Origin of the sequence: Allotamlana fucoidanivorans (assembly GCF_006265225.1) — a bacterium.
Lineage (GTDB): Bacteria > Bacteroidota > Bacteroidia > Flavobacteriales > Flavobacteriaceae > Allotamlana > Allotamlana fucoidanivorans.
The window spans coordinates 16,945-42,820 of record NZ_VDCS01000017.1; the positions used below are offsets into that span (position 1 = coordinate 16,945).

General features: G+C 33.5%; 25 protein-coding genes. 16 read left to right on the forward strand and 9 right to left on the reverse strand.

Annotated elements, in window-relative coordinates; translation table 11 throughout:
* The 5 genes from FGF67_RS15510 to FGF67_RS15530 all read left to right on the forward strand — a co-directional run bounded on the left by FGF67_RS15510 (window position 1) and on the right by FGF67_RS15530 (window position 4,468).
* The gene (locus FGF67_RS15510; protein ID WP_139698676.1) at window positions 1-330 is read left to right on the forward strand and encodes a translation initiation factor; all 330 of its coding nucleotides are present in this window, start codon (window positions 1-3) and stop codon (window positions 328-330) included.
* 3 nt (window positions 331-333) lie between these two features.
* Window positions 334-1,275, forward strand: a complete 942-nt coding sequence (locus tag FGF67_RS15515; RefSeq protein ID WP_139698677.1) for a DUF1835 domain-containing protein — start codon at window positions 334-336, stop codon at window positions 1,273-1,275.
* The gene (locus FGF67_RS15520) at window positions 1,265-2,134 is read left to right on the forward strand and encodes a nucleoside phosphorylase (RefSeq protein WP_139698678.1); all 870 of its coding nucleotides are present in this window, start codon (window positions 1,265-1,267) and stop codon (window positions 2,132-2,134) included. The genes FGF67_RS15515 and FGF67_RS15520 overlap by 11 nt, the downstream gene beginning before the upstream one ends.
* A gap of 11 nt (window positions 2,135-2,145) precedes the next feature.
* Complete coding sequence (locus tag FGF67_RS15525; RefSeq protein WP_139698679.1) at window positions 2,146-3,000, forward strand: substrate-binding domain-containing protein; 855 nt, start codon at window positions 2,146-2,148, stop codon at window positions 2,998-3,000.
* Window positions 3,001-3,094: 94 nt separating this feature from the next.
* On the forward strand, window positions 3,095-4,468 hold the full coding sequence (locus tag FGF67_RS15530; RefSeq protein ID WP_139698680.1) for a TlpA family protein disulfide reductase: 1,374 nt from the start codon (window positions 3,095-3,097) through the stop codon (window positions 4,466-4,468).
* 59 nt (window positions 4,469-4,527) lie between these two features.
* Here FGF67_RS15530 and FGF67_RS15535 read toward each other — a convergent pair whose 3' ends face one another.
* A complete protein-coding gene (locus tag FGF67_RS15535) occupies window positions 4,528-6,093 on the reverse strand; it encodes an NAD(P)H-hydrate dehydratase (RefSeq protein WP_139698681.1) in 1,566 nt (521 codons plus the stop codon).
* 344 nt (window positions 6,094-6,437) lie between these two features.
* Between FGF67_RS15535 and thrA the strand changes: the two genes are divergently transcribed.
* From thrA to thrC, 3 genes are all read left to right on the forward strand, one after another.
* On the forward strand, window positions 6,438-8,882 hold the full coding sequence (gene thrA, locus FGF67_RS15540) for a bifunctional aspartate kinase/homoserine dehydrogenase I (RefSeq protein WP_139698682.1): 2,445 nt from the start codon (window positions 6,438-6,440) through the stop codon (window positions 8,880-8,882).
* Between the two features lie 94 nt (window positions 8,883-8,976).
* The gene (locus tag FGF67_RS15545) at window positions 8,977-9,900 is read left to right on the forward strand and encodes a homoserine kinase (RefSeq protein WP_139698713.1); all 924 of its coding nucleotides are present in this window, start codon (window positions 8,977-8,979) and stop codon (window positions 9,898-9,900) included.
* 6 nt (window positions 9,901-9,906) lie between these two features.
* Complete coding sequence (gene thrC, locus FGF67_RS15550) at window positions 9,907-11,199, forward strand: threonine synthase (RefSeq protein ID WP_139698683.1); 1,293 nt, start codon at window positions 9,907-9,909, stop codon at window positions 11,197-11,199.
* A 76-nt stretch (window positions 11,200-11,275) separates the two neighbouring features.
* Here thrC and FGF67_RS15555 read toward each other — a convergent pair whose 3' ends face one another.
* Window positions 11,276-12,028, reverse strand: coding sequence for a transporter (locus tag FGF67_RS15555; RefSeq protein ID WP_139698684.1), 753 nt, complete (start codon window positions 12,026-12,028; stop codon window positions 11,276-11,278).
* A gap of 399 nt (window positions 12,029-12,427) precedes the next feature.
* Here FGF67_RS15555 and FGF67_RS15560 point away from each other — a divergent pair, with 399 nt between their 5' ends.
* The 7 genes from FGF67_RS15560 to FGF67_RS15590 all read left to right on the forward strand — a co-directional run bounded on the left by FGF67_RS15560 (window position 12,428) and on the right by FGF67_RS15590 (window position 19,289).
* The gene (locus FGF67_RS15560; protein ID WP_139698685.1) at window positions 12,428-13,573 is read left to right on the forward strand and encodes a putative porin; all 1,146 of its coding nucleotides are present in this window, start codon (window positions 12,428-12,430) and stop codon (window positions 13,571-13,573) included.
* A 489-nt stretch (window positions 13,574-14,062) separates the two neighbouring features.
* Entirely contained in the window at window positions 14,063-15,145 is a 1,083-nt protein-coding gene (gene gcvT / locus FGF67_RS15565; protein WP_139698686.1) for a glycine cleavage system aminomethyltransferase GcvT, read from the forward strand.
* A 20-nt stretch (window positions 15,146-15,165) separates the two neighbouring features.
* Window positions 15,166-16,011: a sugar nucleotide-binding protein gene (locus tag FGF67_RS15570; RefSeq protein WP_139698687.1), complete on the forward strand. Its 846-nt coding sequence runs from the start codon at window positions 15,166-15,168 to the stop codon at window positions 16,009-16,011.
* 55 nt (window positions 16,012-16,066) lie between these two features.
* Window positions 16,067-16,357, forward strand: a complete 291-nt coding sequence (locus tag FGF67_RS15575; RefSeq protein ID WP_139698688.1) for a 4a-hydroxytetrahydrobiopterin dehydratase — start codon at window positions 16,067-16,069, stop codon at window positions 16,355-16,357.
* A gap of 97 nt (window positions 16,358-16,454) precedes the next feature.
* On the forward strand, window positions 16,455-17,174 hold the full coding sequence (locus FGF67_RS15580; RefSeq protein WP_139698689.1) for a YebC/PmpR family DNA-binding transcriptional regulator: 720 nt from the start codon (window positions 16,455-16,457) through the stop codon (window positions 17,172-17,174).
* Between the two features lie 57 nt (window positions 17,175-17,231).
* On the forward strand, window positions 17,232-18,209 hold the full coding sequence (locus tag FGF67_RS15585) for a Gfo/Idh/MocA family protein (RefSeq protein ID WP_139698690.1): 978 nt from the start codon (window positions 17,232-17,234) through the stop codon (window positions 18,207-18,209).
* Window positions 18,210-18,254: 45 nt separating this feature from the next.
* A complete protein-coding gene (locus FGF67_RS15590) occupies window positions 18,255-19,289 on the forward strand; it encodes a ThuA domain-containing protein (RefSeq protein ID WP_139698691.1) in 1,035 nt (344 codons plus the stop codon).
* Window positions 19,290-19,294: 5 nt separating this feature from the next.
* Here the strand turns inward: FGF67_RS15590 and FGF67_RS15595 are convergent, their stop codons facing one another.
* Window positions 19,295-20,026, reverse strand: a complete 732-nt coding sequence (locus FGF67_RS15595) for an NYN domain-containing protein (RefSeq protein ID WP_139698692.1) — start codon at window positions 20,024-20,026, stop codon at window positions 19,295-19,297.
* A 152-nt stretch (window positions 20,027-20,178) separates the two neighbouring features.
* Between FGF67_RS15595 and FGF67_RS15600 the strand changes: the two genes are divergently transcribed.
* Window positions 20,179-21,402 carry a retropepsin-like aspartic protease gene (locus FGF67_RS15600; RefSeq protein WP_139698693.1) on the forward strand — a complete coding sequence of 408 codons (1,224 nt, stop codon included), beginning with the start codon at window positions 20,179-20,181 and terminating at the stop codon, window positions 21,400-21,402.
* Between the two features lie 104 nt (window positions 21,403-21,506).
* Here FGF67_RS15600 and FGF67_RS15605 read toward each other — a convergent pair whose 3' ends face one another.
* The 6 genes from FGF67_RS15605 to FGF67_RS15630 form a co-directional block, all read right to left on the reverse strand.
* Window positions 21,507-22,055: a 1-acyl-sn-glycerol-3-phosphate acyltransferase gene (locus tag FGF67_RS15605; RefSeq protein ID WP_139698694.1), complete on the reverse strand. Its 549-nt coding sequence runs from the start codon at window positions 22,053-22,055 to the stop codon at window positions 21,507-21,509.
* 1 nt (window position 22,056) lies between these two features.
* Entirely contained in the window at window positions 22,057-23,139 is a 1,083-nt protein-coding gene (locus FGF67_RS15610) for an iron-containing alcohol dehydrogenase family protein (RefSeq protein ID WP_139698695.1), read from the reverse strand.
* A 46-nt stretch (window positions 23,140-23,185) separates the two neighbouring features.
* Entirely contained in the window at window positions 23,186-23,803 is a 618-nt protein-coding gene (locus tag FGF67_RS15615; protein WP_139698696.1) for a CatA-like O-acetyltransferase, read from the reverse strand.
* A gap of 3 nt (window positions 23,804-23,806) precedes the next feature.
* Window positions 23,807-24,508, reverse strand: coding sequence for an HAD family hydrolase (locus tag FGF67_RS15620; RefSeq protein ID WP_139698697.1), 702 nt, complete (start codon window positions 24,506-24,508; stop codon window positions 23,807-23,809).
* Window positions 24,499-25,212 (reverse strand): 3-deoxy-manno-octulosonate cytidylyltransferase, encoded by a 714-nt coding sequence (kdsB, locus tag FGF67_RS15625; protein ID WP_199240702.1) that lies wholly within the window; start codon window positions 25,210-25,212, stop codon window positions 24,499-24,501. The genes FGF67_RS15620 and kdsB overlap by 10 nt, the downstream gene beginning before the upstream one ends.
* 83 nt (window positions 25,213-25,295) lie before the next feature.
* Complete coding sequence (locus FGF67_RS15630; RefSeq protein WP_139698699.1) at window positions 25,296-25,862, reverse strand: DUF4126 domain-containing protein; 567 nt, start codon at window positions 25,860-25,862, stop codon at window positions 25,296-25,298.
* Between the last annotated feature and the right edge of the window lie 14 nt (window positions 25,863-25,876).

Below are 25,876 nucleotides of genomic sequence, written 5' to 3' on the forward strand. Positions count from 1 at the left end.
ATGGATTTACAAGATCAACTCAAAAATCTCTTTCCTGATCATGTTCAAGAAGAAACCCCACCCCCCCCTTCAAATGAGTCTGGTATTTGGATTCAAGATGACCCTATAATTTGTAAATATGAAAAGCGTAAAGGCAAACCTATTACTATTCTTGAGGGATATACTGGAGCAAACGAAGATTTTAAAATTTTAGCAAAGGATATAAAAACCAAACTCAGTGTGGGCGGAAGCTTTAAAGATGATAAAATTATTATTCAGGGCGACTATAGAGATAACATCATGAAAATACTAAAAGAAAAAGGCTTTAAAGTAAAACGCGTTGGCGGATAAATCATGAATAAACAAACACTTCACATTACCAACGGAGGTAATTTAACTACTTACTTAAATGATTTAAAAATAGAGGGAGAAAAGTTGACTTGGCAGGAAATTCTTTGCGAAGGCCCCACTCAAGAAATTATTCATTGTAACGATTTCATTCAAGCTAGAAGTCAATTTTTACTAGAGTTTTATAATGTTGAACTTGATTTTAACAAAGTGGAGTTTGCATTAAAACAGTTAAGTGCCATAGATGATTATTCTGAAATTGTATTATGGTTTGAGTATGATTTATTTTGTCATATAAATATGCTTGCCGTGATAAATTTATTGCTTCAAAAAAAAATTAACCTCCCACTCTATCTGGTTTGTAGTGGCCGTGTACATGGTAGTAAAAACTTAAAAGGATTAAACGAACTAAACACAAAACAGCTTCTTGATCATTATAAAAACAAAATCAAACTAAATCAAGAGGACATAGATTTAGCAGCAACCATTTGGGGTATATATTGTGGCAAAGACCACAACCTACTCAAACCATTTATTGTAAAATCATCTTCTTTCCAATATTTAAGTAATTGCTTAAAAGCCCACTTAGAGCGCTTTCCTGATTCCATAACAGGTTTAAATGTGTTAGAAACCAATATTCTTAAAATTATTAAGGAAAATGAGGTGAAATCAAAACACCACTTGTTAGGTTATGCTCTCAATTACCAAGGTTACTATGGATTTGGTGATATGCAAATCAATAGAATCATTGAAAAACTTAATTATTTTTTTGACGAAAATGAATCTGGTTTAAAGCTAAACAGAGCTGGACATGAAGCGCTTTTAAACCAAAAGAATTTTTCAAAAATAATCCAGACTCATATGGTATACGGAGGGGTTAGCACACAAAATTTCTCATTTAGTAAGGAACAAAATAAACTTATTAAAAATATAACCAATGCCTATTAAAGAATCTGAACTTATCCTAAATCCAGATAATAGTATTTACCATCTTAATTTGAAACCAGAACACGTTGCCAAAACCATTATTTTGGTTGGCGATCAAGATAGGGTTGAAAAGGTTTCTAAATATTTTGATAGAATTGAGTTTAAAATTCAAAAACGTGAATTTAAAACCCATACAGGATATTATAAAAAAAAACGAATAACGGTAATTTCAACAGGCATTGGTCCCGATAATATTGATATTGTTTTAAACGAATTAGATGCTCTAGTGAATATAGACTTTGGTACAAGGCAAATTAAAGAAACCTTAACCAAACTCCATATTATTAGAATTGGCACTTCAGGATCTTTACAAGCGCATATACCCGTAGATACCTTTGTTTTAAGCACACACGGCTTAGACATAAACGGTATGTTACATGCCTATCAACTCAACAATATTAATACCCCTGATTTTGAACAAGCCTTTATTACTCATACTAATTGGAGTCCGAATAAAGCACGCCCCATAATTATTGAAGGAAGTCAAATATTAAGAGACCAATTGAAAAGTGAACAAACATACGAAGGCTTGACCGCTACCGCTGGAGGTTTTTATGGTCCGCAAGGGCGCGTTTTAAGACTCCCTGTTCAAGACGCACAACTCAACAGCAAAATGGATAATTTTGAATACAATAATATTAGAATCAGTAATTTTGAAATGGAAACATCAGCTATTTTTGGTCTAGCTAAATTACTGGGTCATGAAGCCCTATCGTTAAATGCTATAATAGCCAATAGAGCCACTGGGAATTTTACCAAAAAACCTGCTCTAACTATTGACAAGCTTATAAAATACACCCTAGATAAATTAGTAGAATAAATGTTTAACATATGATCAATGTAAATATTGGTGGCGTCCCAGAGCATTTCAACCTCCCTTGGTATCTTACTTTAAAAGAAGGCATCTATAAACAAGAAAATATCAATTTAAGATGGCACGACTATCATGAAGGCACCGGTGCTATGTGCAGCGCTTTACGCCATGGGGATATTGATATGGCAGTGATTTTGACAGAGGGTATTATTAAAGATATTATTGCAGGAAACCCAAGTAAAATTGTTCAAACATTTGTTCAATCCCCCTTAGTATGGGGTGTTCATGTAGCGCATCACTCTAAATATAAACATATAAATGATTTAAAAAAGAGTAAGGCAGCCATAAGTCGCTATGGATCAGGATCACATTTGATGGCTTATATAAATGCCGAAAATCATCATTGGAATTTAGAAACCGACCTTAATTTTAAGGTTATTAATAATTTAAACGGTGCTATTGAAGGCTTAACCTCTGGTGATGCTGATTATTTTTTATGGGAAAAATTCACTACAAAACCACTTGTAGATCGCGGTGTTTTTAGGCGCATAGGTAACTGTCCGTCACCTTGGCCCTGTTTCGTTATTGCAGTGAGAGAAGATTTTATATCAAAACACGACCTTGTATTAAAACGTATTCTTCATATTATTAATACTAATACTGTCGGCTTTAAAAACATACCACATATTGCAGAAACTATTTCAGAGCGCTATGAGCAACAATTAAATGATGTTAAATCTTGGTTAGATATTACCGAATGGTCTCAAAATCAAATTGATGAGGCAGCTGTTTTTAATGTTCAAAAAAAGTTGCATGCTCTAAATATTATTCCCAAAATAATACCCTATTCAGAGTTAACACACCCGATGTAATATGCTTTTAAGCATCAAAAATGTTAAGAAATTAACATTTAAATTCTAAAAACTTTTCATTTGTTTATTTTTGAAAAAATCTTAAAAATTTACAATGAAAAAGTTACTCTTATTAGCGGTTTCAATTTCCATTCTAGCATGTAAGAATGAACCCAAAATTGGATATGCCGTAATTTCTGGGAAGATCACTAACAAAGCAGTTGGTGATGTTACCATAAACAGTTTTGACAGAAGTTATAAAGAAAATCTTGAAATAGCAAGTGATGGCACTTTTAATGACACCATCGTGCCTAACACAAATGCTTATGTGCTATATGATGGTAAAAACCCCGTATTTCTTCATTTAGAACCTGGCTATAATTTAAATATTAGTTATGATGCTCAAGATTTTACCAATTCTTTAAAAATAGAAGGATCAGGGTCTGAAGTGAACAATTATTTAATCGCCAAAAGAAAAAATGAACAGACCTTGATGGGTAATAATGCAGAATTATATACCCTAGATGAAGAAGCGTTTAAAAAGAAGTTTCAGGATATAAAAGCGTCTAACGAAAAATTACTTAATGATTTTAAAGGCATTTCAAGTGATTTTATAGATAAAGAGAAACGTAATTTACATTATTTCTATTTAGCCCGAATTAATGAGTATGAAATGGCTCACAGATATTTTACTAAAGACCAAACATTTAAAGTTTCTGAAGGGTTTTTAAAAGATTTTGATGGTTTTGATTATAATAATGAAGCTGATTTTAACTTCTCTAATAATTATAAGGAGCTTGTAACGAATCACTATGTAAAACAAGCCAATGAACGTGCTACAACAGAATCTATAGAAAGGGATTTAGCATTTGTTAAAACTGTTCAAGAAGTACAATCTGCAACCATAAAAAACACCCTTCTTTTTGAATTTGCTAATCAAAATATGGGATATTCTAAGGATGTTGATACGTTCTATAATGCCTATATGGAACAGTCTACTGACGAAAAAAACAATACCTTAATTACTGAAAAATATAATAAGCTAACCGCTTTAGCAGTAGGTAAACCGTCTCCTAAATTTGTAGATTACGAAAACTACAAAGGTGGCACCACATCGCTTGATGATTTAAAAGGCAAATATGTTTACATTGATGTTTGGGCTACGTGGTGCGGACCATGTAAAAGAGAAATTCCATTTTTAAAGGAAGTTGAAAAGAAATTTCATGGTAAAAATATTGAATTTGTAAGTGTTTCAATAGACCGATTGACTGACCACGACAAATGGAAAGCAATGGTACAGGAAAAAGAACTTGGTGGTATGCAGTTATTTGCTGATAATGATTGGAATTCAAAGTTTGTTCAAGACTATCAAATTCAAGGTATTCCAAGGTTTATTTTAATTGATGATCAGGGTAATATTGTTGATGCAAACGCACCACGACCTTCAAACCCTGAATTAGAAACACTGCTAAATTCAAAGAGCATATAACCACAACTTACTCTCCGTTTTAAATCAATGTAAAAGCCGTTTCAGATGAAGCGGCTTTTTTAATTATCCGCTGCTTTAGATGGTGTTTCACTCTTATTACTTGGTTCAGGTTGTTGAAATAAATCTAAAAAGGCCGCTCCTAAATACTCAATAATATGGCTTGCTATTAAACTTTCATAACCAAAATCAGGAACCGCAATATCAGCCGATGCGCCATGTAAATAAACACCAAAAATAGCGGCAACAACTGGATGATACCCTTGCGCTATTAAACCTGTAATCACGCCAGTTAACACATCACCGCTGCCTGCTGTAGCCAAGCCTGGATTTCCAGTGGTATTAATATATAATTTGTCATCAAAAACAGTTATGGTATGAGCGCCTTTTATAACAACAATAACGTGGTGTTTTTTTGAAAACGCTTTCACTTTATTCAGTTTATCAAAATCATCACTCCAAACCCCGATTAATCGTTCTAATTCTTTTGGGTGTGGGGTTAAAACTGTTGGGATTTTCTTAGGGAGTAATTTTAACAAATGCTTATGCTCTGCTAATAAATTAAGTCCGTCTGCATCAATAACCAATGGCGTACTATTTGTTCTTAAAAAATCTTCAAAGGCATAAGTTGTAAGGTCATGGGTTCCTGCTCCAACACCAAAGGCAATAACATTAGGTTTTATATCAAAACTTATGGCTGTAAGCAAATGTTCATGTTTATCGGTAAGAACCATGGCTTCAGGAAATGATGATTGCAAAGGTATATAGCCGCATTTAGGCACAAAAGCCGTAACCAAACCCGAACCTGCCGAAAGCGTGGCTTTACTACACAAAGTTACTGCACCAATTTTTCCGTAACTTCCACCAATAATTAAAGCATGACCTAACTTCCCTTTGTGCACAAATGTATCACGGGGCATATAATTAGGTATCACCTCATGTTTGCTAATCAACTCAACATCTGTTTGGGTAGCAAGTAAAAATTCTTGATCTAATCCAATATCTAACACCTCCCATTGAGCAGTATACTTAGCTGTTTCAGGTAAGAAAAAAACTAATTTAGGTGAAGCTAAACTAAGTGTAAATCCAGCCATAACAACAGCTTCTTCATCTTCTACTGGTTTATCCATATAAAGTCCTGACGGAATGTCAACCGATAATGTAAAAGCCTTACTTAACCTAAAATGTACAAATAATGCTTTAACCCAATCATTAATGGGTCGATTTAAACCAATTCCAAAAACGGCATCAACAATAATATCTTTAGGATTGATATCAGGAAAATCTTCACTACAATTTAATAATACAGGCCATTTTTTAGTGACATTTTTTATGCGATCATAATTAACTAAAAAACCCTTTGAACGTTTATCACTGCAATTCACTATAAACGTATTTACATTATAACCATGGGTAATTAAATGACGTGCAAGTACTAAACCATCACCCCCATTATTACCAATACCACAAAATATATGAATAGGTACTTGAGATCCCTGCATCTTACTATGTATCCAATTAAAAATTTGAGTTCCCGCCCGTTCCATAAGATCGGTTGAGGATATATTTTGGCGTTCTATTGTAAGCTTATCACCTTGGTAAACCTGTTCCTTTGAGAATATTTTCATCTAGATTATTATTGTGAATTTTTCAATTCTTATATATGGTTTGTCGTTATATTTTTATCAAAATACAATCAACATAAGAATACCATAAAAAAAATATTAAAGTTTTTTTATTAACCTAAAAGTAATACTTTTGAGCTGTATTATTATAACAATAATGAATCATTTAAGCCTAAATATTAATGCATGTCATTCTTTCTTAATAGAAAGCATGCCTTCTATTTTTGGTACAACTACAAATATCACAACCCCTTGGGGTTGCTAGATATATATTCCTCGGGCTATTTTTGTGATTTTTACAATCACAGTATTTCAAGTATTTTTTTAATTATTCAACGCATTAAAACATGAAAGTTTTAAAATTTGGAGGAACTTCTGTAGGTTCTTCAAAAAACATAAATAACGTTATAAATATTCTAGAAAACTATAGCAAAACAGGGCCATTAGCCTGTGTTGTTTCTGCCGTAGGTGGTATAACAGACAAATTACTCTTAGCAGGGAAACAAGCTCAAAATAAAGACCAACAGTTTCTAGAAACCTTTCAGCTTATTAAAGACAAGCATTTTAGTATCATTCAGGAATTAAATCCTGTAAATAATCAAGAGATTTTAGGATATGTTGAACGCCAATTAGAAGCTTTAAAAAGTTTACTAGAAGGTATTTATTTGATTAATGAATTATCTCCTAAAACTTCAGATAAATTAGTGAGTTATGGCGAGTTATTGTCTTCGTTCCTTATTGCTGAAACCATAAAAAACAGAGGACTTTCTGCTGATAGAAAAAATGCTCAAGAACTAGTGGTCACAAACTCAAATTTCACAAAAGCAGAGGTTGATTATCAAATAACTAATAAGAATATTCAGGATTATTTTAGTTCGGCCAAACAAACTATAACTATTTTACCTGGGTTTATAGCCCGCTCAAAATCGGGTGAGCAAACCACATTAGGCAGAGGTGGTTCAGATTTTACCGCTGCTATAATAGCTGCCGCATTGAAAGTTGATCAGTTAGAAATATGGACAGATGTTAGTGGGATGTACACAACCAATCCTAAATTGGTTAAGCAGGCCTATCCTATTGAAAAAATATCCTATCAAGAAGCGATGGAATTATCGCATTTTGGAGCTAAAGTATTGTATCCGCCAACCGTGCAGCCTGTATTGAATTTAAATATTCCTATTCATATTAAAAACACTTTGGCCCCGAATGAAGCTGGAACTGTGATTTCAAATGAAGATAGCGATGCTAACGGTCCTGTAAAAGGAATTAGTAACATCAATAACATAGCGCTTCTTACACTTGAAGGTAGTGGAATGGTGGGTATTCCTGGTTTTTCTAAGCGTTTGTTTGAAACACTTTCTCAAGAAAAAATAAATGTTATTATGATTACTCAAGCGTCTTCTGAACATTCTATATGCTTAGGTATTGAAGAAAAAGATGCTGAAAATGCCAAAGTAGCCATTGATGCTATTTTTGAAAACGAAATTGCTTTAAATAAAATTGAGCCTCTTATCGTTGAAACAGGGTTATCTATGATTGCACTCGTTGGAGACAACATGAAAAACCATCAAGGTATTAGTGGTAAAATGTTCAGTAGCCTAGGAAAAAACAATGTTAATGTAAGAGCTATTGCGCAGGGTGCTTCTGAAAAAAATATCACGGCAGTAATTACTGAAAGTGATGTTAAAAAAGCTTTAAATACTCTTCATGAGCAATTCTTTGAATCAAAAACGAAACAGTTAAATGTTTTTATCACTGGGGTTGGTAATGTGGGTGAACGTTTAGTTGAACAAATTAAACAGCAAAAAAAATACTTGAAAGATAACCTGAAAATTAAATTACGGGTGATAGGGTTGTCTAACTCAAGAAAAATGATTTTTGGGGAGCATGGCTTAGACTTATCCAATTGGAAAGAACAACTAGAGTCAGGAGAAACAGCCAGCCTACAAGGCTTTTTTGAAAAGGCTAAAGCTTTGAATTTACGCAACAGTATATTTGTTGATGTAACTGCAAATAAGAATGTAGCCGATTTATATGCCCAATATTTACGAGAAAGCATTGCTATTGTGGCTTGTAATAAAATAGCTTGCTCTAGTGACTATGAAAATTACAAATTATTAAAACGTTTGTCTTTAAAATATAACGCTCCGTTTTTATTTGAAACAAATGTAGGAGCTGGTTTACCCGTTATAGACACGCTGAGAAATCTTGTGGCTTCTGGTGACAAAATTAAGTCTATCCAAGCCGTGTTATCAGGAAGTTTAAACTTTGTTTTCAATAATTTTAATGATACAACTAAATTTTATGACATTGTAAAACAGGCTGGTGCCGAAGGGTATACAGAGCCTGATCCCAGAATTGACTTAAGTGGTGTTGATGTTGCTAGAAAGATATTAATTTTAGCAAGAGAAAGTGGTGTGAAAATAAATTTAGAAGATATTGAGAATACCTCTTTTCTTTCTGAAGCAGGATTAAAAAGTGATTCCGTTGATGATTTTTATAACACATTAATTGCTGATGAAGCCCATTATCAAAAATTATATGCGTCTGCCAAGTCTAATCATTGTCAATTAAAATACGTAGCTAAATTTGAAGACGGAAAAGCAAGTGTTAGTCTGCAAGAAATTCCAGAAGGACATCCGTTTTATAACTTAGAAGGTAGTGATAATATTGTGATGTTTTACACAGAACGCTACCCTACCAACCCTATGATTATTAAGGGCGCTGGTGCGGGGGCAGATGTTACTGCATCTGGATTATTTGCAGATATCATTAGGTTAGGAAATGACTAATGCATTATAATTAATTAGAAAGAACAATATAATGTTACATGAAAGAAGTTCAAGTTATTGCTCTAGTGCAGCCGAAAACTATTTAATAGATAAAATGAACGAGATTAAAATATTTTCTCCAGCTACTGTAGCAAATGTAGCATGTGGTTTTGACGTTCTAGGGTTTTGCTTAGATAGTGTTGGTGACCACATGGTGATAAGAAAAGTTGAAAAGAAAGGCATTCATATTAGCCATATTGAAGGCTTTGATTTGCCTTATGAGACCGAATTAAATGTGGCTGGCGTTTCGGCACTAGCCATGTACAATACTTTAGATCTTGATTTTGGTTTTGAAATTGAAATTTACAAGAAAATAAAACCTGGAAGCGGTATTGGCAGTAGTGCTGCGAGTGCTGTTGGCAGCGTATTTGGTATGAATGAACTACTTGGAAGACCCTTTAATAAAACCCAGCTTACAGCATTTGCTATACAAGGAGAAGCCTTAGCAAGCAAATGTGAACATGCAGACAACTTAGCCCCTGCTCTGTTTGGTGGCTTTACCTTAGTGAAAAGCATATCTCCTTTAAAAATTTTAGATTTACCAAGTCCAGACGGATTATATGCTACTATTATTCACCCGCAAATAGAAATAAAAACATCAGAGTCTAGAGCTATTTTACCCACCGAAGTGCCTTTAAACAAAGCCATTGAACAATGGGCTAATTTAGGGAGTTTAGTTCATGCGTTACATACTAATGACTTTGAACTCATCGGTGACGCTCTCAATGATGTGATTATTGAACCTTATAGAAGTCAATTAATCCCAGAATTTAAATTGGTAAAAGAAGCAGCTTTACAAGCTGGAGCCTTAGGGGTTGGTATCTCTGGTTCTGGCCCATCTATATTTTCATTAAGCCAAGGGCTAGACACAGCCAATACTGTTAAAGAAGCCATCGCATCAGTTTATAAAAATACAGAGATAGTCTTTGAAATTCATGTTTCAAAAATAAACACTCAAGGTGTTAAAATTTTAAAATAATAAAAAATGAATTATTATTCACTTAATCATAAAGCTCCAAACTCATCATTTAAAAATGCCGTAATAAAAGGTTTAGCACCAGATAAAGGGCTCTACTTTCCTGAAAGTATTACCCCTTTACCCAAGTATTTTTTTGAGCAAATAGATGATTTATCATACACAGAGATAGCTTTTGAAGCCATAAAACAGTTTGTTTCTCCTGAAATTCCAGAAGCTGTTTTAAAAACTATAGTTGAAGAAACATTGTCATTTGATTTTCCTGTGGTAAAACTCAATGACACTATTTCTACTTTAGAACTCTTTCACGGACCTACTATGGCCTTTAAAGATGTTGGAGCACGATTTATGGCTCGTTGTTTAGGGTATTTTAATAGCGATAATAGTGAAGAAGTAACGGTGTTAGTAGCAACATCAGGTGATACAGGTGGAGCTGTGGCTAATGGTTTTTTAGGGGTAAAAGGGGTAAATGTTGTTATACTATACCCCAGCGGAAAAGTAAGTGACATTCAAGAAAAGCAATTAACTACCTTAGGACAAAACATTAAAGCGCTTGAAGTTGATGGCACGTTTGATGACTGCCAGGCTATGGTAAAAACCGCCTTTCTTGATAAGTCTATAACCTCACAAATGCAGTTGACCTCTGCAAACTCTATAAATGTGGCGCGTTGGTTGCCTCAATTATTCTACTTTATGTTTGCTTATAAACAACTGCATAACACGCATAAAGACATTGTATTTTCTGTGCCTAGTGGTAACTTCGGCAATATTTGCGCTGGAATGATGGCGCAGCAGTTAGGTTTACCAATCAATAACTTTATTGCATCAAACAATGCAAATAATGTGGTAACACGATATTTAATTTCTCAACTGTATGAACCTAAACCTTCGGTACAAACTATAAGTAATGCTATGGATGTTGGTGCGCCCAGTAACTTTATAAGAATTCAAGAGATTTACAAAAATCAGTTTAATACCCTGAAAGAAAATTTATCTTCTTACAGCTTTACTGATGAAGAAACCAAAGACGCTATGCTTGAGATTTATAATAATTATAATTATGTTGCTGATCCACATGGTGCAGTAGGATATTTAGGGTGTAAATCGTATTTAAAAGAACACCCCAATGCGCATTGTGTATTTTTAGAAACAGCGCATCCTACTAAATTTTTAGATGTGGTTGAAGATGTTGTTAAAATTGACCAACCTTTACCCAAACAAATTCAAGAAGTCATGGGTAAAAAGAAAGAGTCTACGTCCATTTCTTCTTATGATGAATTAAAATCATTTTTATTACGATAAATAGAAAGTTTTACAAAAAAAGGCTTGCAACACATTTTGGCAGGCCTTTTTTTTGTATCCAATGTTTTATTTATACCTACAAGAAAAACCTTGCGAACAACCTATACGATTGTGTATGCACCCCTTTATTGGCCAAATGTCTGGTAAATGTGCCTATTTGCAATTTATTAGGTATTATCATATAATTGAGTTCAACCTCCCCTCCTACCAGATCCTCAAAGTCATTTTGAAAATCATTAATAATAAACATTGGCGAAGCTAAAAGATAAATTCGGTCAGAAAAAGATACACTATTAAGTAACTGTAAACTTCCGCCATGTTTAATAACATTAACTTCTTGTGAAGCTCCAATTTGGTATCTATACGATACAATTGGCCAAAGCGAATAAGAGTCACTAAGCATTAATCCCATTATAACACCTGGAGAAACACTCCATGAGCCTGAACCTAATCCCTTGTTTATGTCACCTGTTGGAATAAATATATCCATAGACACGCCTAAACCACCAAATAATTTATCATAGTCTGTATAAGGCACATAAAATGCTCGTAATCTTAAATCACTAACTCCAAAGTTATTATTATCAACACTATATAAAAACGGTACTTCAAGAGTAGCTTGAATACCCAATTCATTGGCATAACTATAATTAAATCTATAGCCAAATTCTTGTTTACCACTTCTATCAGTAAACTCTAAATTATTATTAACTCTATCATAAATATTAGTTGGCTTTGAAGGGTCTACTTGTTGGTTTTCCTCATTTTGAGCTATAGCCATTATACTGTATACAAACAATAAAGCAATAGTTAGTAAGTTTTTTGTCATTGCAAATTCTATTAAGGTGTTACATGGATATAAGGGCCAAATGGTAACAAAAACCCTATTTTTGTATTAACTTTTAAAATTTTATTAAAACCTAAGTACTTAATATAGCAGTTTGAAATGATAAAAGGAACAAAGAATATATACTAAGCATTTAGTTAAGACTTATGTGTGATTGCATTCGAAATAGAATACCAAGGGTAAAAATTTCAAAATTCATTGTCAAATAAATCAAGCCTTCCTTTCTCCTAAGCAACACAATACCTTATTTTTTATTTGATTTTTTAAAGCTTTCTATAAAATAGTATATTCGGCTTGTTTTTTTGTATTTGTATGATTTTTGTCATGCGCTTTTAATAGCTTTACTATTAATTTTATCACAACTAATTAACTTTAGACTAAATGTTATCAAAACAAACCTTGATTTATGTATTATTGACGTGCATAATTTTTCCTTTACTCGTTAACAGTCAAGAATCTTCAACAAATAAATTAAAGTTTAATGCCGATTTTAGATTTAGAGTTGAAGAGGATTGGAATTCAAAAAAATCAGATGGTACTTTTAGAGACAACCGCACACGACTTAGATATAGATTGAGAGCTGGGTTTACTTATAAACTAAACCATTGGTCAGACTTTGGATCTCGTATAAGAACAGGATTACCAAATAAACAGCAAGACCCGCAAATTACTATTGGCGATGGGTTTGGAGAGTTTAATGTTATACCGTTGGGCTTTGAAAAACTATACTTTCAAGCAGAGCAAAAAGGTTATAAATTTTGGCTAGGCAAAAATACATTTCCATTTTACAAGCAACATGAGCTGTTTTGGAGTGATAACGTTTATCCCGAAGGTTTATTTTTTAAAAAGAAAGTGCATTTTGATTCCAACGTATTTGATAAATTAGACATAAATGCAGGACATTTTATAGTTAGAGCATCGGGAACATCATTAGATAAGGATAGATATTTTCAAGGTTTACAAGCATCAACTACGGTATTGAAACAAAAAATAGCCTTATTCTCCTCGTTGTATTATTTCAAAAACATGCCTAACATTCCTGATGGAAGCGAGACGTTTACATTTGATTATGCCATTTTCAACTTAGGCACCACTTTACGAATTTCACAACCACACCAAATCTTTTTTGAAGTAGATTATTATCATAATTTTCAAGACTATAATCAAAACGAAAACATCGATTCGCTCTTTAAAAACCAAAAAAATGGCTTTATTACAGCAATAAGCTACGGTAGTTTAAAGCAAAAAAAAGATTGGAAGTTCAAAGCTACATACACCTATTTAGAGCGCTATGCCGCCGTTGACTTTTTGGCTCAAAATGATTGGGCAAGATGGGATTATTCTAGTTTTGATTCTCCCGACGGAAGACTAACAAACTTTAAAGGTATTGAGTTGGTCGCTAGCTATTTATTGGCTAAAAACATGAAACTTACTTTAAAATACTATAAAGTAGAACAGCTTGTACCTTTTGGTTTAACTAAAGAAACCGGAGATAGAATTCGTTTGGACTTAGACGTTAAGATTTAAAGATCTTCAACATATCGCTCACCTGTTTTAATTATTAAAACAATCCCCCTATAAACTATTCAAAATTAAAATCTTAAGGTTATTAAGTTACAGGTTACTATACAACTTTCTAAACACTTTGTCTAAAATAGAGCCCAATGGGCATGTGATACCAATATCTAAACTATTAAAAAATAATATCAATTAATCTTTTTTTTAATTTATTACTTTTACTAAGTGTCATAAAAAAGTCAAAACCAAAAGAATCTCTTTATTCCAAATGGTTAAAATAAGGCATCTATATCACTCCGACAACCAATCTACTATTACTATTTTCTAAAATTGAATTTATATAGAGAGGTGAACACTTGTAGTTTAGTCTTTTAATTGAAACTAAACGATTCTTTAATTTTATATAAACTCTAAATCCATGTTAATATAAAACGTACATGAATTAGAAACGCAGAAATTTATATACATTTGTTCAAGTCAAAATAAACAATATAGTAGATGAAAAACACAGCCTTAACAGTAACTCACAAAGCACTTGGAGCTAAAATGATACCTTTTGCAGGTTTTAATATGCCTGTACAATATGAAGGTGTAAACATAGAACATGAAACGGTAAGAAAGGCTGTAGGTGTTTTTGATGTGTCTCATATGGGAGAGTTTTTAATTGAAGGTGAACATGCTTTGGCATTAATTCAAAAAGTATCAAGCAATGATGGGTCAAAATTAACCATTGGTAAAGCGCAATACAGCTGTTTGCCTAATGATGATGGCGGTATTGTGGATGATTTAATAATATATAAGCTTAAGGAAGACCAATATTTATTAGTTGTTAATGCAAGTAATATTGAAAAAGATTGGAATTGGATACAATCAAAAAACGATGTTGGAGCTACCATGCGAAATTTAAGTGATGATTATTCCTTATTAGCTATTCAAGGTCCAAAAGCTATTGAAGCTATGCAGTCTCTAACAAGTCATGATTTGTCTGCTATTAAATTCTATAATTTTGTGGTTGGCGATTTTGCAGGTATTGAACATGTGATTATTTCGGCAACTGGCTATACTGGCAGTGGTGGATTTGAAATTTACTGTAAGAATTCCGAAGTACAACAGGTTTGGGACAAGGTATTTGAAGCTGGTGCAGATTTTGGTATTAAACCAGTAGGTCTAGCAGCAAGAGATACCTTACGATTAGAAATGGGCTACTGCCTTTATGGTAATGATATTGATGATACTACCTCGCCTATTGAAGCAGGTTTGGGATGGATTACCAAATTCACTAAAACGTTTACAAATTCTGAAGCCTTAAAGCTAGAAAAAGAAAATGGTCCTAAACGGAAACTCATAGCATTTGAATTAAACGAACGCGGTATACCACGTCAAGACTATGAGATTGTTGATGATCATGGTGTTAAAATAGGTATTGTAACTTCTGGCACCATGTCGCCTTCATTAGGAAAAGGTATTGGTTTAGGTTATGTACAAACGGCGTTAGCTGGTTTAGGGGGTAAAATTTACATTCAGATACGTAAAAAAACAATCCCTGCAACCATCGTAAAACTACCCTTTTATAAAGGTTAAAAGAATGAGTTATGCTATAAATGAAGGGGAAGCGAGTAATAATAGGCAGCAAACACAGGGTTTTAATTTTAGGGGGCAGTGGCTTTTTAGGAAAAGCTATCTACAAAGAGCTTTGCCCTTATTTTAAAACGTTTGCTACATATAACATTAGCAATAAAGCATACGAAAAGAATAAACATTTTTTTCAATACAATTTAGAAGAAGATGATATTTTTGAAATTCTAGATATCGTTAAACCAACCATTATTATTTCAGCATTACGTGGTAACTTTTCAAAACAAGTAATACTCCATCAGCATCTAGTAGAATATGTTTTTCATGAACAGGTAAAACTCATATTTTTGTCGTCAGCCAATGTTTTTGATGCTTATAGCAAATATCCTAGCTATGAGCTTGATAAAACCTATAGCAATAGTATTTATGGGCATTTTAAAATAAAGATTGAAAACATGTTACTCCGTTTACCTAAAAAAAAGGTAGCTATTTTAAGATTGCCAATGGTATTTGGGCCACAATCTCCTAGAATTCAAGAAATTGAACAACTCATTAAAGCCCATGAACCTGTTGAAGTATTTCCTAACTTAATTATGAATGTTACGAGCGACAGCAAACTTACCCAACAAATTCACTACATCATCAATAGAAATAAATATGGTGTTTTCCATCTAGGAAGTAAAGATTTAGTACATCATGATGATTTTATCAAAGAATTGGTAACATATCATCAATTTTCAGAGCATGTTATCTATAAACATGTATACACGACAAACGAAGAACGCTATTTGGCTGTTTTGCCCAAGTACAATCTGCTTCCTAAACATTTACAACTAAAAAGTCATGACATACTAAGCGAAGTAAAAAAATGAGTTGATTTTCATTAATCAAATGATTACATTGTAACATAGATTAAAACCTTTAACTATGAGTAAACTTACAGAACAAGACATAGAAAAAAAATTGCTTCATCTTCCTGAGTGGGAATATTATGATGATGCTATTCATGCTGAATTTGAATTTGAAAATTTCAAAGATTGCTTTAGCGCTATGAGTCGTATCGCTTTTGAATGCGAAGCGCTTAATCACCACCCTAGCTGGTCCAATGAATACAACGTGTTAACAATCTCATTATCTACGCATGATGCTGGTGGCGTAACCAATAAAGACTTTCAGTTGGCAAAAGCCATTGAATATATTGTAGAACCTGAGGAATAATTTGCAAATAACCCCAAGGTTTTTAACTTTGTGAGGCAAAATATAACACATAAACCATTCTCTTAAACCAAGGAGAAAATCAAATAAAACATATATTATGGGAAGAGCTTTTGAGTTTAGAAAAGCAAGAAAGATGAAACGTTGGTCTGCCATGAGTAAAGCCTTTACTCGCATTGGGAAAGACATTGTTATGGCTGTAAAAGAAGGTGGTCCAGATCCTGACAGCAATTCCCGATTAAGAGCAGTCATACAAAATGCTAAGGCTGTAAACATGCCAAAAGATAATATTGAGCGCGCTATAAAACGAGCGTCTGATAAAAATCAGGGCGACTATAAAGAAGTTATTTTTGAAGGGTATGCACCACATGGCATTGCTGTACTGGTAGAAACAGCCACTGATAATAACACCAGAACCGTTGCCAATGTAAGAAGTTATTTTAACAAATGTAATGGGAGTTTAGGCACATCGGGTTCTGTTGTATTTATGTTTGATCACACCTGTAATTTTAGAATCAATGCTGAAGGATTAGATCCTGAAGAAATAGAATTAGAGTTTATTGACTTTGGTGCTGAAGAGGTTTTTGCTGATGAGGATGGTATACTCATTTATGCACCTTTTGAGAGTTTTGGTGCCATTCAATCTGAATTAGAAAACAGAGGTATTGAAATATTATCTTCAGGTTTTGAGCGCATTCCTCAAGTCACAAAATCTATTTCCCCTGAACAGGCTGAAGATGTTGAAAAGTTGTTAGAAAAGCTAGAAGAAGACGATGATGTGCAAAATGTATATCACACCATGGAAGAAACGACTGAATAATAAAAAGAGGGCTTCAAGCTCTCTTTTAGTTTTTGTTTTAAATACTGTGCATCTATAATGAATCATAAAACAATTCGTTGGGGTATTATTGGATGTGGCAACGTCACAGAACTAAAAAGTGGCCCTGCTTATCAACTTACTGAAGGTTTTAAATTGCATGCTGTTATGCGGCGTGATGCTGAGAAACTTCTGGATTATGCTAAAAGACATCAAATACCAACCACCTACACTAATGCTGATGATCTTATTAATAGTCCAGAAATAGATGCGGTTTATATCGCTACACCTCCAGATTCACATAAACACTATGCTCTAAAAGTAGCTGAAGCTAATAAACCTTGTTGTATTGAAAAGCCATTGGCTCCTTGCTATTCTGATAGTTTAGATATTTATAATGCGTTTAAAAATAAAAACTTACCCCTATTTGTGGCTTACTACCGCCGCTCACTCCCTAGATTTTTAAAGGTGAAAGAATGGCTTGATAAAAATTACATTGGTGCAGTAAGACATATTTCTGCGTATTTAAGCAAACCCGCCAGTGAGTTAGACCAATCAAAAGCTTACAATTGGCGAACCGATGCAAAGATTGCACCTGGTGGTTATTTTGATGATCTGGCGAGCCATGGAATTGATTTATTTGTATTTCTTTTAGGAACCATTGAAAAAGCTAAAGGTATCAGCTTAAATCAGCAAAACCTATACTCTGCAAAAGATGCCGTTAGTGCCACTTGGTTACACACATCTGGTATTTCAGGCAGTGGTGTTTGGAATTTTGGCTGTGATGACCATCAAGACACTGTTACTATTTATGGAAATAGAGGTACCATTACATTTTCTGTTTTTCACGAAAACCCTATTGTTTTAAAAAGTACCGATGTAAATGAAACCTTATTTATTGACAACCCTAAGCATATTCAAGAGTTTCATGTAAAAAACATGAAAGATTATTTATTTCACTTAAAAACATCGCACCCATCAACTGGAGCATCTGCCCTTCATACCAGCTGGGTCATGAACCAAATTTTAGAGCTTTAAATCTTATTTATTTTTTTATCTTTCGTTTTCAAATAAAAAACTCATATGTTATTTCGAATTATTTTACTCGTAATTTTAACCACCACTTTTTTTTGTTGTAAATCGCAAACAGATTCTAGGCTTGCTCTAAATAGTCCTACTCTAGAAAAAAAGATAAAGGTACTTATTGTTGACGGTGAGAATAACCATGGTATTTGGCCCAAAACAACCTTTATGATGAAAGATTATTTAGAACAAACAGGTTTGTTTGAGGTAGATATTAATAGAAAAAAATATACCTGGATGGGGCCGCATTTCAACCCCGTTAAAAATGTTAGTGACATTCATGAGCTTTTAAAACTATATCCGTTACAGGATGGTGTATCAAGAATTGAGGTAGACAGTACAAAATATGATCCTGATTTTAATCCTAATTTCAAAAATTACGATGTGGTCATTTCTAATTTTGGTTGGAAATCCTCTCAATGGCCTGAAGCCACCAAGGCAAATTTTGAAACGTTTGTAAAAAATGGCGGTGGATTTGTTTTAATTCATGCGGCAAACAACGCTTGGGGCGATTGGGATCAGTTTAATAAAATGATTGGCCTAGGAGGTTGGGGTGGTCGTGATATTCACACGGGACCTTATGTATATTATAATGATGACGATGAACTTGTACGCGATCCGTCTGATGGTAAATGTGCTTCTCATGGTCCGCAACACAATTACGTATTAAAAACACGGGCTAAAGACCACCCTATTATGAAAGGACTGCCAGAAACCTGGCTTCACACCAAAGATGAACTATACGCTGAAATGCGAGGACCTGCCGAAAATATGACCATATTGGCCACGGCTTATTCTGACAAAAAATATAAGGGAACGCAGCGTCATGAACCCATGCTTATGACTATTGATTATGGAAAAGGCAGGATATTCCATTCAGCCATGGGACATATGGATTATTCTTTTGAATGTGTTGGATTTATTACCACCTTTCAACGTGGTGTAGAATGGGCGGCAACAGGTAAAGTCACGCAAAAAGTTCCTGAAGATTTCCCTACTGAGCAATCTGTTAGTATCAGGAAATGGAATAAATAAGTTAGTTAAGTCTTATTCTTTACAAAAATAAGTTTAAATCGTGCATTGGGTTGGTCTCTTGTTTCCAACTCAAACTGCTTTAATGATTTGAACAAAGGCGTTAACTTTTCAAAACCAAAATTTCTTGAATCAAAATTTGGTTGTTTTTTTAATATTAAAGATCCCACATCTCCTAAAAAAGCCCAACCATCATCATCTGCGGCATCTTCAACAGAATTTTGCAATAAACGAATGATTTTGGGAGTGAGGTTGTATAAATTCTTTTTCTTTACGTCTTTCCCTCCTACCGCTTCTTCTGTATCTTTTTTAAGAATTTCCAAATAAATAAACTTATCACAAGCTACAATAAAAGGATCTGGGGTTTTCTTTTCTCCCATGCCATAAACAACGATTCCTGCTTCTCTTAAACGTGTGGCTAATTTTGTAAAATCGCTATCAGAAGACACTAAACAAAAACCATTAACCTTTTCGGAATATAAAATATCCATCGCATCAATAATCATAGCTGAATCTGTGGCATTTTTTCCTTGTGTATATCCATATTGCTGAATGGGTGTGATGGCATGTTCTAACAAGACTTTTTTCCATTTAGAAAGGTAGGGGTTAGTCCAATCTCCATAAATTCTTTTAATGGTTGGTGTGCCATACTTTGTTATTTCCTCCATCATTTCAGAGATGTATTTTGAAGGAATATTATCACCATCTATCAATACTGCAATTTTAGTGTCTTTTATCATAGAATCTACTTGTAAAGCGAAAAGATACAACGTTCCTATTAATTTAAATAGCTTATTGCTATTTTAACGTTTTTTTTAACCACATCCTTAAAAATGTACTTAGTTTAGTGTGCTGTAATTAAAAACATTAAACGTTTCTGTATTATAGTATTATGCAAAAAAAAAAATCAATAAAAGCTTTAAGTATTCTCTTATTGGGTTGCATGATTTTCATGAATAACACTATTGAGGCCCAACAAAACAGATTTACAAAAGGTTTACGCTCAGATAAAAACTATTACACGGAGATTCATTTTGATTTTATTTCTGAAAAAATAATTATTCCTGTAACTATTGAAAACAGAACCTATAAATTCATGCTAGACACAGGGGCGCCAAATGTAATTTCTAAAGAACTTAGTGTTAAAATTGAAAGCAAGTCTATTTCGCAAATCAACGTATCTGATGCTACAAACAAGCGCAACCAGTTAGAACTTGTTTCCATTCCAGAATTGCAACTTGGTTCTATTAGATTTATAAATTGTCCAACGCTTGTTGATAATACCTCACATAATTTAATTTTTGATTGTTTTGATATAGATGGTATTATAGGAAGTAATATGTTGTACAAATCTATCATTCAAATTAACCTTGATAATAAATTACTTGTAGTTACTGATACGCCTAAGCGCCTGCATTTAAATAAGGATGAAGCCTTTAAAATGGACTTAATCAATGCTCAAAAGAGTCCGTATATATGGATTGAATTTAAAGGAGATAAAACCGTAAAAGAGCATGTTCTCATTGATACAGGTATGAAAGGTTTTTATGATTTAACCTTAAATCATATGAATAAATTAAGTGATTATGGTATCTATACCAAAGTTTCTGAAGCTACAGGAAGTGCTTCTATGAGTTTATTTGGTACGGCTAAACAGAATACACAATACCGACTGATAATAGATCAACTAAAGTTTGTAAATACTGTTTTTAATAATACTTTAGTAAAAACAACGAATGATACTAATTCTAGAATAGGCGCCGAAATGTTAAAATATGGCACTATGACTTTTAATTTTAAGCAAAAAAGATTTTACTTTAATCCGCATAATCGTGTTGTGGATATGAAGCAGAAGCACTTGGGGTTTTCTCCAAGTATTTTAGGCAATAAGATTATTGTTGGCATAGTGTGGAGTGCTGATTTAAAAGAGCAATTAGAGTATGGTGATGAAATTATAACTGTAGATGATTTAGATGTTCAATCAACACCTTTATGTGACTTTATTAATGGCTCTGCACAAGTGATGCATAATGATACGTTCAGCATGGTTGTAAAGAAAGCCAATGGAGCTTTAAAAACGGTTCTAATAAAAAAAAGCTACTTCAAAGGTGAGTAGCTTTGTTAGTCATGTTTCTTTTTAGGGACAATATCTTGTTTACTTTATGTTTCATGAACTTATCATATTAATAACAATTTTCATGCCAAATTAACGGCATTTCTCTAAGAATATTTTGCAATTTTGCCTTCTACGCCAATGAAGAACTGATGCATATATTCAAAATCAGCTTCTATATTATCTGATGGATAAAATGGTTCTGAAACTTTGTTTTGTTTTTTACCAAAATCTAGAGTAAACATAATGATAGGAACCTTGGCCTTTTTAGCAATGTAATAAAAACCTGTGCGCCATTGTTTAACCTTTTTTCGGGTGCCCTCTGGAGCTAGTGCAATTCTAAACTCCTCATGTTCTTGAAAGAGTTTAGCAATCATATCTACCTTATTTTCATTCGATTGTCTATTTATAGGAGCACCCCCAAGCGCTCTAAAAAAAATCCCGAATGGGAAAATAAAAAGTTCTTTTTTTCCAATAAAATTGGTTTTTACTCCTACTACTGCTCTTAACAGAATACCAATGTAGAAATCATGCCAACTTGTATGAGGTACAGCAATAATAACCGCTTTTTTTACAGAATCTTTTGAAAATGAAGTATTACCAACAAGTTGCCAACCTAACAATTTAAAATATATAAGTTTAGCCAACCATTGCATATTACATTCTTTGATAAAGTGATTTTAATTTCTCTCTGGTAATCGTTTTTTTCCAATCTATACCAATAGCATTTTCCCATAGTGGTTCTAGCCCTAGCGCAACATCTATCATAATGTCAAACTCGCTATCACTTAAATGAGCACAAACACCTTGTGGTAAACTAATATGATGTTTAGCTAACATCTCTTTAAAAATTTTAACGCCTTCAGGATAAAATTCCTCTAAATGATTAAAAACGATACAGTTTCCTATACCATGTTTGGTTCCTAATAAGTAGGATAACCCATAACTCAAGGCATGTGCTACGCCAACCTGAGAGTAAACAATACTCATACCTCCATGCCACGAAGCCATCATTAATTTTTCTTGAGCTTCTTCTTCAGAAAGCTTATCATCAAGAAAAATCTCTTTACACAACTCAAGCGCCATGTTACCATAAGACTGGCTAAAAGCATTTAAATAGGTGCCTGTAAGCGATTCTACACAATGAATATAACAGTCCATTCCTGTATAAAACCATTGCTCTTTAGAGACTCCCCTGGTCAATTTTGAATCCAAAATAACCTGATCAAAAGGTGTAAAATCTGAATTAATTCCCAGTTTTTTTTCTGGTCCTGTTAATACAGCTGTTCTAGATACTTCAGCACCTGTACCAGACAGCGTTGGTACACCGACGTGATATATGGCGGGGTTCTTTACTAGATCCCATCCTTGATAATCTTCAGCCAGACCGTCGTTTGTTAACATAATAGAAACAGCCTTGGTCAAGTCTAAAATACTTCCACCTCCAATTCCTATAATACCCGATGGACGTTCTTTTCCTTTTAAAATGATATCTTCTACCAAATCATCTACCTGAGCGGTTTTCGGTTCTTCTTTAGTTGAAACAAATATAATCCTATCATCATAAGCTAAAGATATTCTTGACGTTAACCATGAATTACCTTTAAACACATCATCAATTAAAAATATAAAAGGAGAATGAATGCCTAAACGTTTTGGAGCTAAAACATCATTTACTTGATTAAAACTACCTCTGCCAAAAATCACCTTTGACACCATGGGAAAGTTCTTATAATTCATTTATATGTCTATTTTTAGAACAAGTAAAAATACTATTATTTAAAATCTATTTGTCAAGGTTTTCTTGAAATTTTTCAAAAAAAAGTCCTACATGATAGCCATCAACTAGTGCATGATTTACCTGAATACCTACACGCATCATCATGTCATGATCATTTTTTACCACCTTACCAAAGCTTAACTTGGGTATAGACTCTTGTTTTCCTGATACAGGCTCTTTATGTCCTGTAAAATTTATCCATGGCAACGCTGAACAATGAATACAATCTAAACCATTGTTTGAAGGAAACAATTCATCACTTTGATGTATGCGCTTCTTTTCACTTTCAAAATTCTTTTTAAATTTTGAAAAACTCTCGTCATAATCAATAAATGAAAACCCAAACGTATTATCTTTTCTTGAAATAGTGGCAGAAGCATTTATAACATCAAACATAACCACTTGCCCATCTTGAATTCTTAATTTTAAGTTATCAATTGTATTAATGGCTTTCATACAATCATGTAAATACCTAGCAAAAAAACTGATTTTGTTCTTTTTTGAAAACAAATACGCCCTAGATACATTGACCTGCGCTGTTATTCCAAAATAAGGATCTTTAAACGTAGAAAAGTGATGATACAATGCTTTTCTGTTCCAAGTATTCAAATCTATTAGTTTCAAGGCCTAAAAGTATTTTAATAGCGATTTTAAGGTATTAATGGTTTTATATGTTTTTCCGTTGGTATCTTCATCAGTAACCTCTTCATGCGCCCACGTGGTATGAAATGGTACATGAATGGCTTGTGCCCCAATATTTATTAATGGCAAAACATCAGATTTAAGAGAATTACCAATCATTAAAAATTCGGACGGATGAATATCTAAGTGTTTTAAAAGTTTAGCATAATTATCTTCTTTTTTATCGCTTAGTACTTCAATATGATGAAAATAATCGGTTAAACCAGACTTCTCCAGTTTGCGTTCCTGATCAAGTAAATCGCCTTTAGTAGCTAAAATAAGTCTATACTTTTTTGATAAGGTTTTTAAAACAACATCTACCCCATCAAGTAATTCTACAGGTTTTTTAAGCATATCCTTACCTATATTAAGGATAGCTTCAAGTGTTTTATTTGGAATATCATAATTTGATAGCTCAAGTGCCGACTCTACCATAGACAAAACAAATGCTTTAACGCCATATCCATACATAGGCAGGTTACTAATCTCCTTTTTAAAAAGCTCTTGATCAATCTTGTTTGGTGTTTCGTATTTAGAAAGCAACCTACAAAATTCAGCTTCAGCATCTCTAAAATAAGTTTCATTAACCCATAAGGTGTCATCAGCATCAAAACCTATAACCTTGATATTTTTATAGTCTATCTCCATAATTTCTTTGCGCGCTCTAAGTCTTCTTTCGTATCAATTTCAACACCTTGAATATCTGTTTCAACCATTTTAATACGTTTTCCGTATTCTAAATAGCGGATACATTCTATTTTTTCGGAAGCTTCAAGTGGAAGCATGGGTAATCTGTAAAAATCAAGTATGGCCTCCTTTCTAAAAGCATAAACCCCTTTGTGCTTATAATATTTTGCACCTGATTTTTTTTCTCTAGGATATGGAATAGGACTTCTAGAAAAGTATAAAGCAAATTTAGATTGATCTACAATAACCTTTACCGTATTCGGGTTATTAATTTCCGCTTCTTCTGTAATGTGAACCATTAAAGACGCCAAATCAACTTCCTTGTTTTTGTCTTCCTTAAACACCTGAATAAGTTTACTTAGTGACTTCTCATCCGTAAAAGGTTCATCACCCTGAACATTGATAACAATGTCAATATCTAAGTTTTCAACAGCCTCGGCAATCCTATCAGATCCACAATCATGCTCCTTTATACTCATCATGGCCTTACCTCCATTACTGACAATTTCATTGTAAATAATGTCACTATCAGTAACTACAATAACATCATCAAAAAGGTTTGTAGCCACCGTGGCTTCATAAGTTCTTAAAATCACCGTTTTACCATGAAGGTCTTGCATGAGTTTACCAGGGAAACGTGAGGCCGCATAGCGCGCTGGAATCATTGAAATTATTTTCAAGGGCTATAAATTTTATGTTGAAAAAGACTTAAAAACTAAATATCAAAAGTAATAAAATTTATATGGTCTTAGGGCGTTGAAGATTTAAACTTTCTAAAGAATTTATAAATAAATATTAGCAATAGTAACACAAAAACGCCTCCTAGTAATGGCAAAAAAATTGAAATTAGTGCCATAATGATAGAACATCCTGTTTCAAAAATGGAGACCAAGGGGTTACCAAAACCCGCTGTTGAAACAGTAGATGTAAATCGAGCCGAACTTGATGCGCCTGAAATAGCCGCGGCCGTTCCTCCTCCCGCAATGATAGCCAATGCCCAAGTTACCAACGGACTTAACTCTGAAACTGTTGATAACATCACAAGGGTACCTCCCAAAGTGGCTAGTGGTACAGCTATAGTATCTAATAGATTATCAATATAAGGTATAAAATAAGCTATAATTTCAACAATAGTAGCTACACCTAGCGTTATTAAAGCGGCTGTACTGCCTAACCATTCCCATGATTCATTGAGATGCCAAACATCAAAATAAGCAACCAGACTTAAGGCAAACAAGGGCAAAAACACTCTAAAACCTACAGAGGCAGCTAAACCAATACCTAGACAAATGCTCATTATTGTTTCTACAGTCATACTTTTTTAACATT

What these genes read in the sequence shown, in the direction of transcription:
- FGF67_RS15600 (WP_139698693.1), top strand. Translation starts at nt 20,179, where the DNA reads ATGCAAAAAAAAAAATCAATAAAAGCTTTAAGTATTCTCTTATTGGGT.
- FGF67_RS15520 (WP_139698678.1), top strand. Translation starts at nt 1,265, where the DNA reads ATGCCTATTAAAGAATCTGAACTTATCCTAAATCCAGATAATAGTATT.
- FGF67_RS15595 (WP_139698692.1), bottom strand. Translation starts at nt 20,026, where the DNA reads ATGATAAAAGACACTAAAATTGCAGTATTGATAGATGGTGATAATATT.
- FGF67_RS15530 (WP_139698680.1), top strand. Translation starts at nt 3,095, where the DNA reads ATGAAAAAGTTACTCTTATTAGCGGTTTCAATTTCCATTCTAGCATGT.
- thrC (WP_139698683.1), top strand. Translation starts at nt 9,907, where the DNA reads ATGAATTATTATTCACTTAATCATAAAGCTCCAAACTCATCATTTAAA.
- FGF67_RS15535 (WP_139698681.1), bottom strand. Translation starts at nt 6,093, where the DNA reads ATGAAAATATTCTCAAAGGAACAGGTTTACCAAGGTGATAAGCTTACA.
- FGF67_RS15555 (WP_139698684.1), bottom strand. Translation starts at nt 12,028, where the DNA reads ATGACAAAAAACTTACTAACTATTGCTTTATTGTTTGTATACAGTATA.
- FGF67_RS15560 (WP_139698685.1), top strand. Translation starts at nt 12,428, where the DNA reads ATGTTATCAAAACAAACCTTGATTTATGTATTATTGACGTGCATAATT.
- FGF67_RS15585 (WP_139698690.1), top strand. Translation starts at nt 17,232, where the DNA reads ATGAATCATAAAACAATTCGTTGGGGTATTATTGGATGTGGCAACGTC.
- FGF67_RS15515 (WP_139698677.1), top strand. Translation starts at nt 334, where the DNA reads ATGAATAAACAAACACTTCACATTACCAACGGAGGTAATTTAACTACT.
- FGF67_RS15610 (WP_139698695.1), bottom strand. Translation starts at nt 23,139, where the DNA reads ATGAATTATAAGAACTTTCCCATGGTGTCAAAGGTGATTTTTGGCAGA.
- kdsB (WP_199240702.1), bottom strand. Translation starts at nt 25,212, where the DNA reads ATGATTCCAGCGCGCTATGCGGCCTCACGTTTCCCTGGTAAACTCATG.
- thrA (WP_139698682.1), top strand. Translation starts at nt 6,438, where the DNA reads ATGAAAGTTTTAAAATTTGGAGGAACTTCTGTAGGTTCTTCAAAAAAC.
- FGF67_RS15620 (WP_139698697.1), bottom strand. Translation starts at nt 24,508, where the DNA reads ATGGAGATAGACTATAAAAATATCAAGGTTATAGGTTTTGATGCTGAT.
- FGF67_RS15510 (WP_139698676.1), top strand. Translation starts at nt 1, where the DNA reads ATGGATTTACAAGATCAACTCAAAAATCTCTTTCCTGATCATGTTCAA.
- FGF67_RS15570 (WP_139698687.1), top strand. Translation starts at nt 15,166, where the DNA reads ATGAAGGGGAAGCGAGTAATAATAGGCAGCAAACACAGGGTTTTAATT.
- FGF67_RS15630 (WP_139698699.1), bottom strand. Translation starts at nt 25,862, where the DNA reads ATGACTGTAGAAACAATAATGAGCATTTGTCTAGGTATTGGTTTAGCT.
- gcvT (WP_139698686.1), top strand. Translation starts at nt 14,063, where the DNA reads ATGAAAAACACAGCCTTAACAGTAACTCACAAAGCACTTGGAGCTAAA.
- FGF67_RS15590 (WP_139698691.1), top strand. Translation starts at nt 18,255, where the DNA reads ATGTTATTTCGAATTATTTTACTCGTAATTTTAACCACCACTTTTTTT.
- FGF67_RS15575 (WP_139698688.1), top strand. Translation starts at nt 16,067, where the DNA reads ATGAGTAAACTTACAGAACAAGACATAGAAAAAAAATTGCTTCATCTT.
- FGF67_RS15525 (WP_139698679.1), top strand. Translation starts at nt 2,146, where the DNA reads ATGATCAATGTAAATATTGGTGGCGTCCCAGAGCATTTCAACCTCCCT.
- FGF67_RS15545 (WP_139698713.1), top strand. Translation starts at nt 8,977, where the DNA reads ATGAACGAGATTAAAATATTTTCTCCAGCTACTGTAGCAAATGTAGCA.
- FGF67_RS15580 (WP_139698689.1), top strand. Translation starts at nt 16,455, where the DNA reads ATGGGAAGAGCTTTTGAGTTTAGAAAAGCAAGAAAGATGAAACGTTGG.
- FGF67_RS15605 (WP_139698694.1), bottom strand. Translation starts at nt 22,055, where the DNA reads ATGCAATGGTTGGCTAAACTTATATATTTTAAATTGTTAGGTTGGCAA.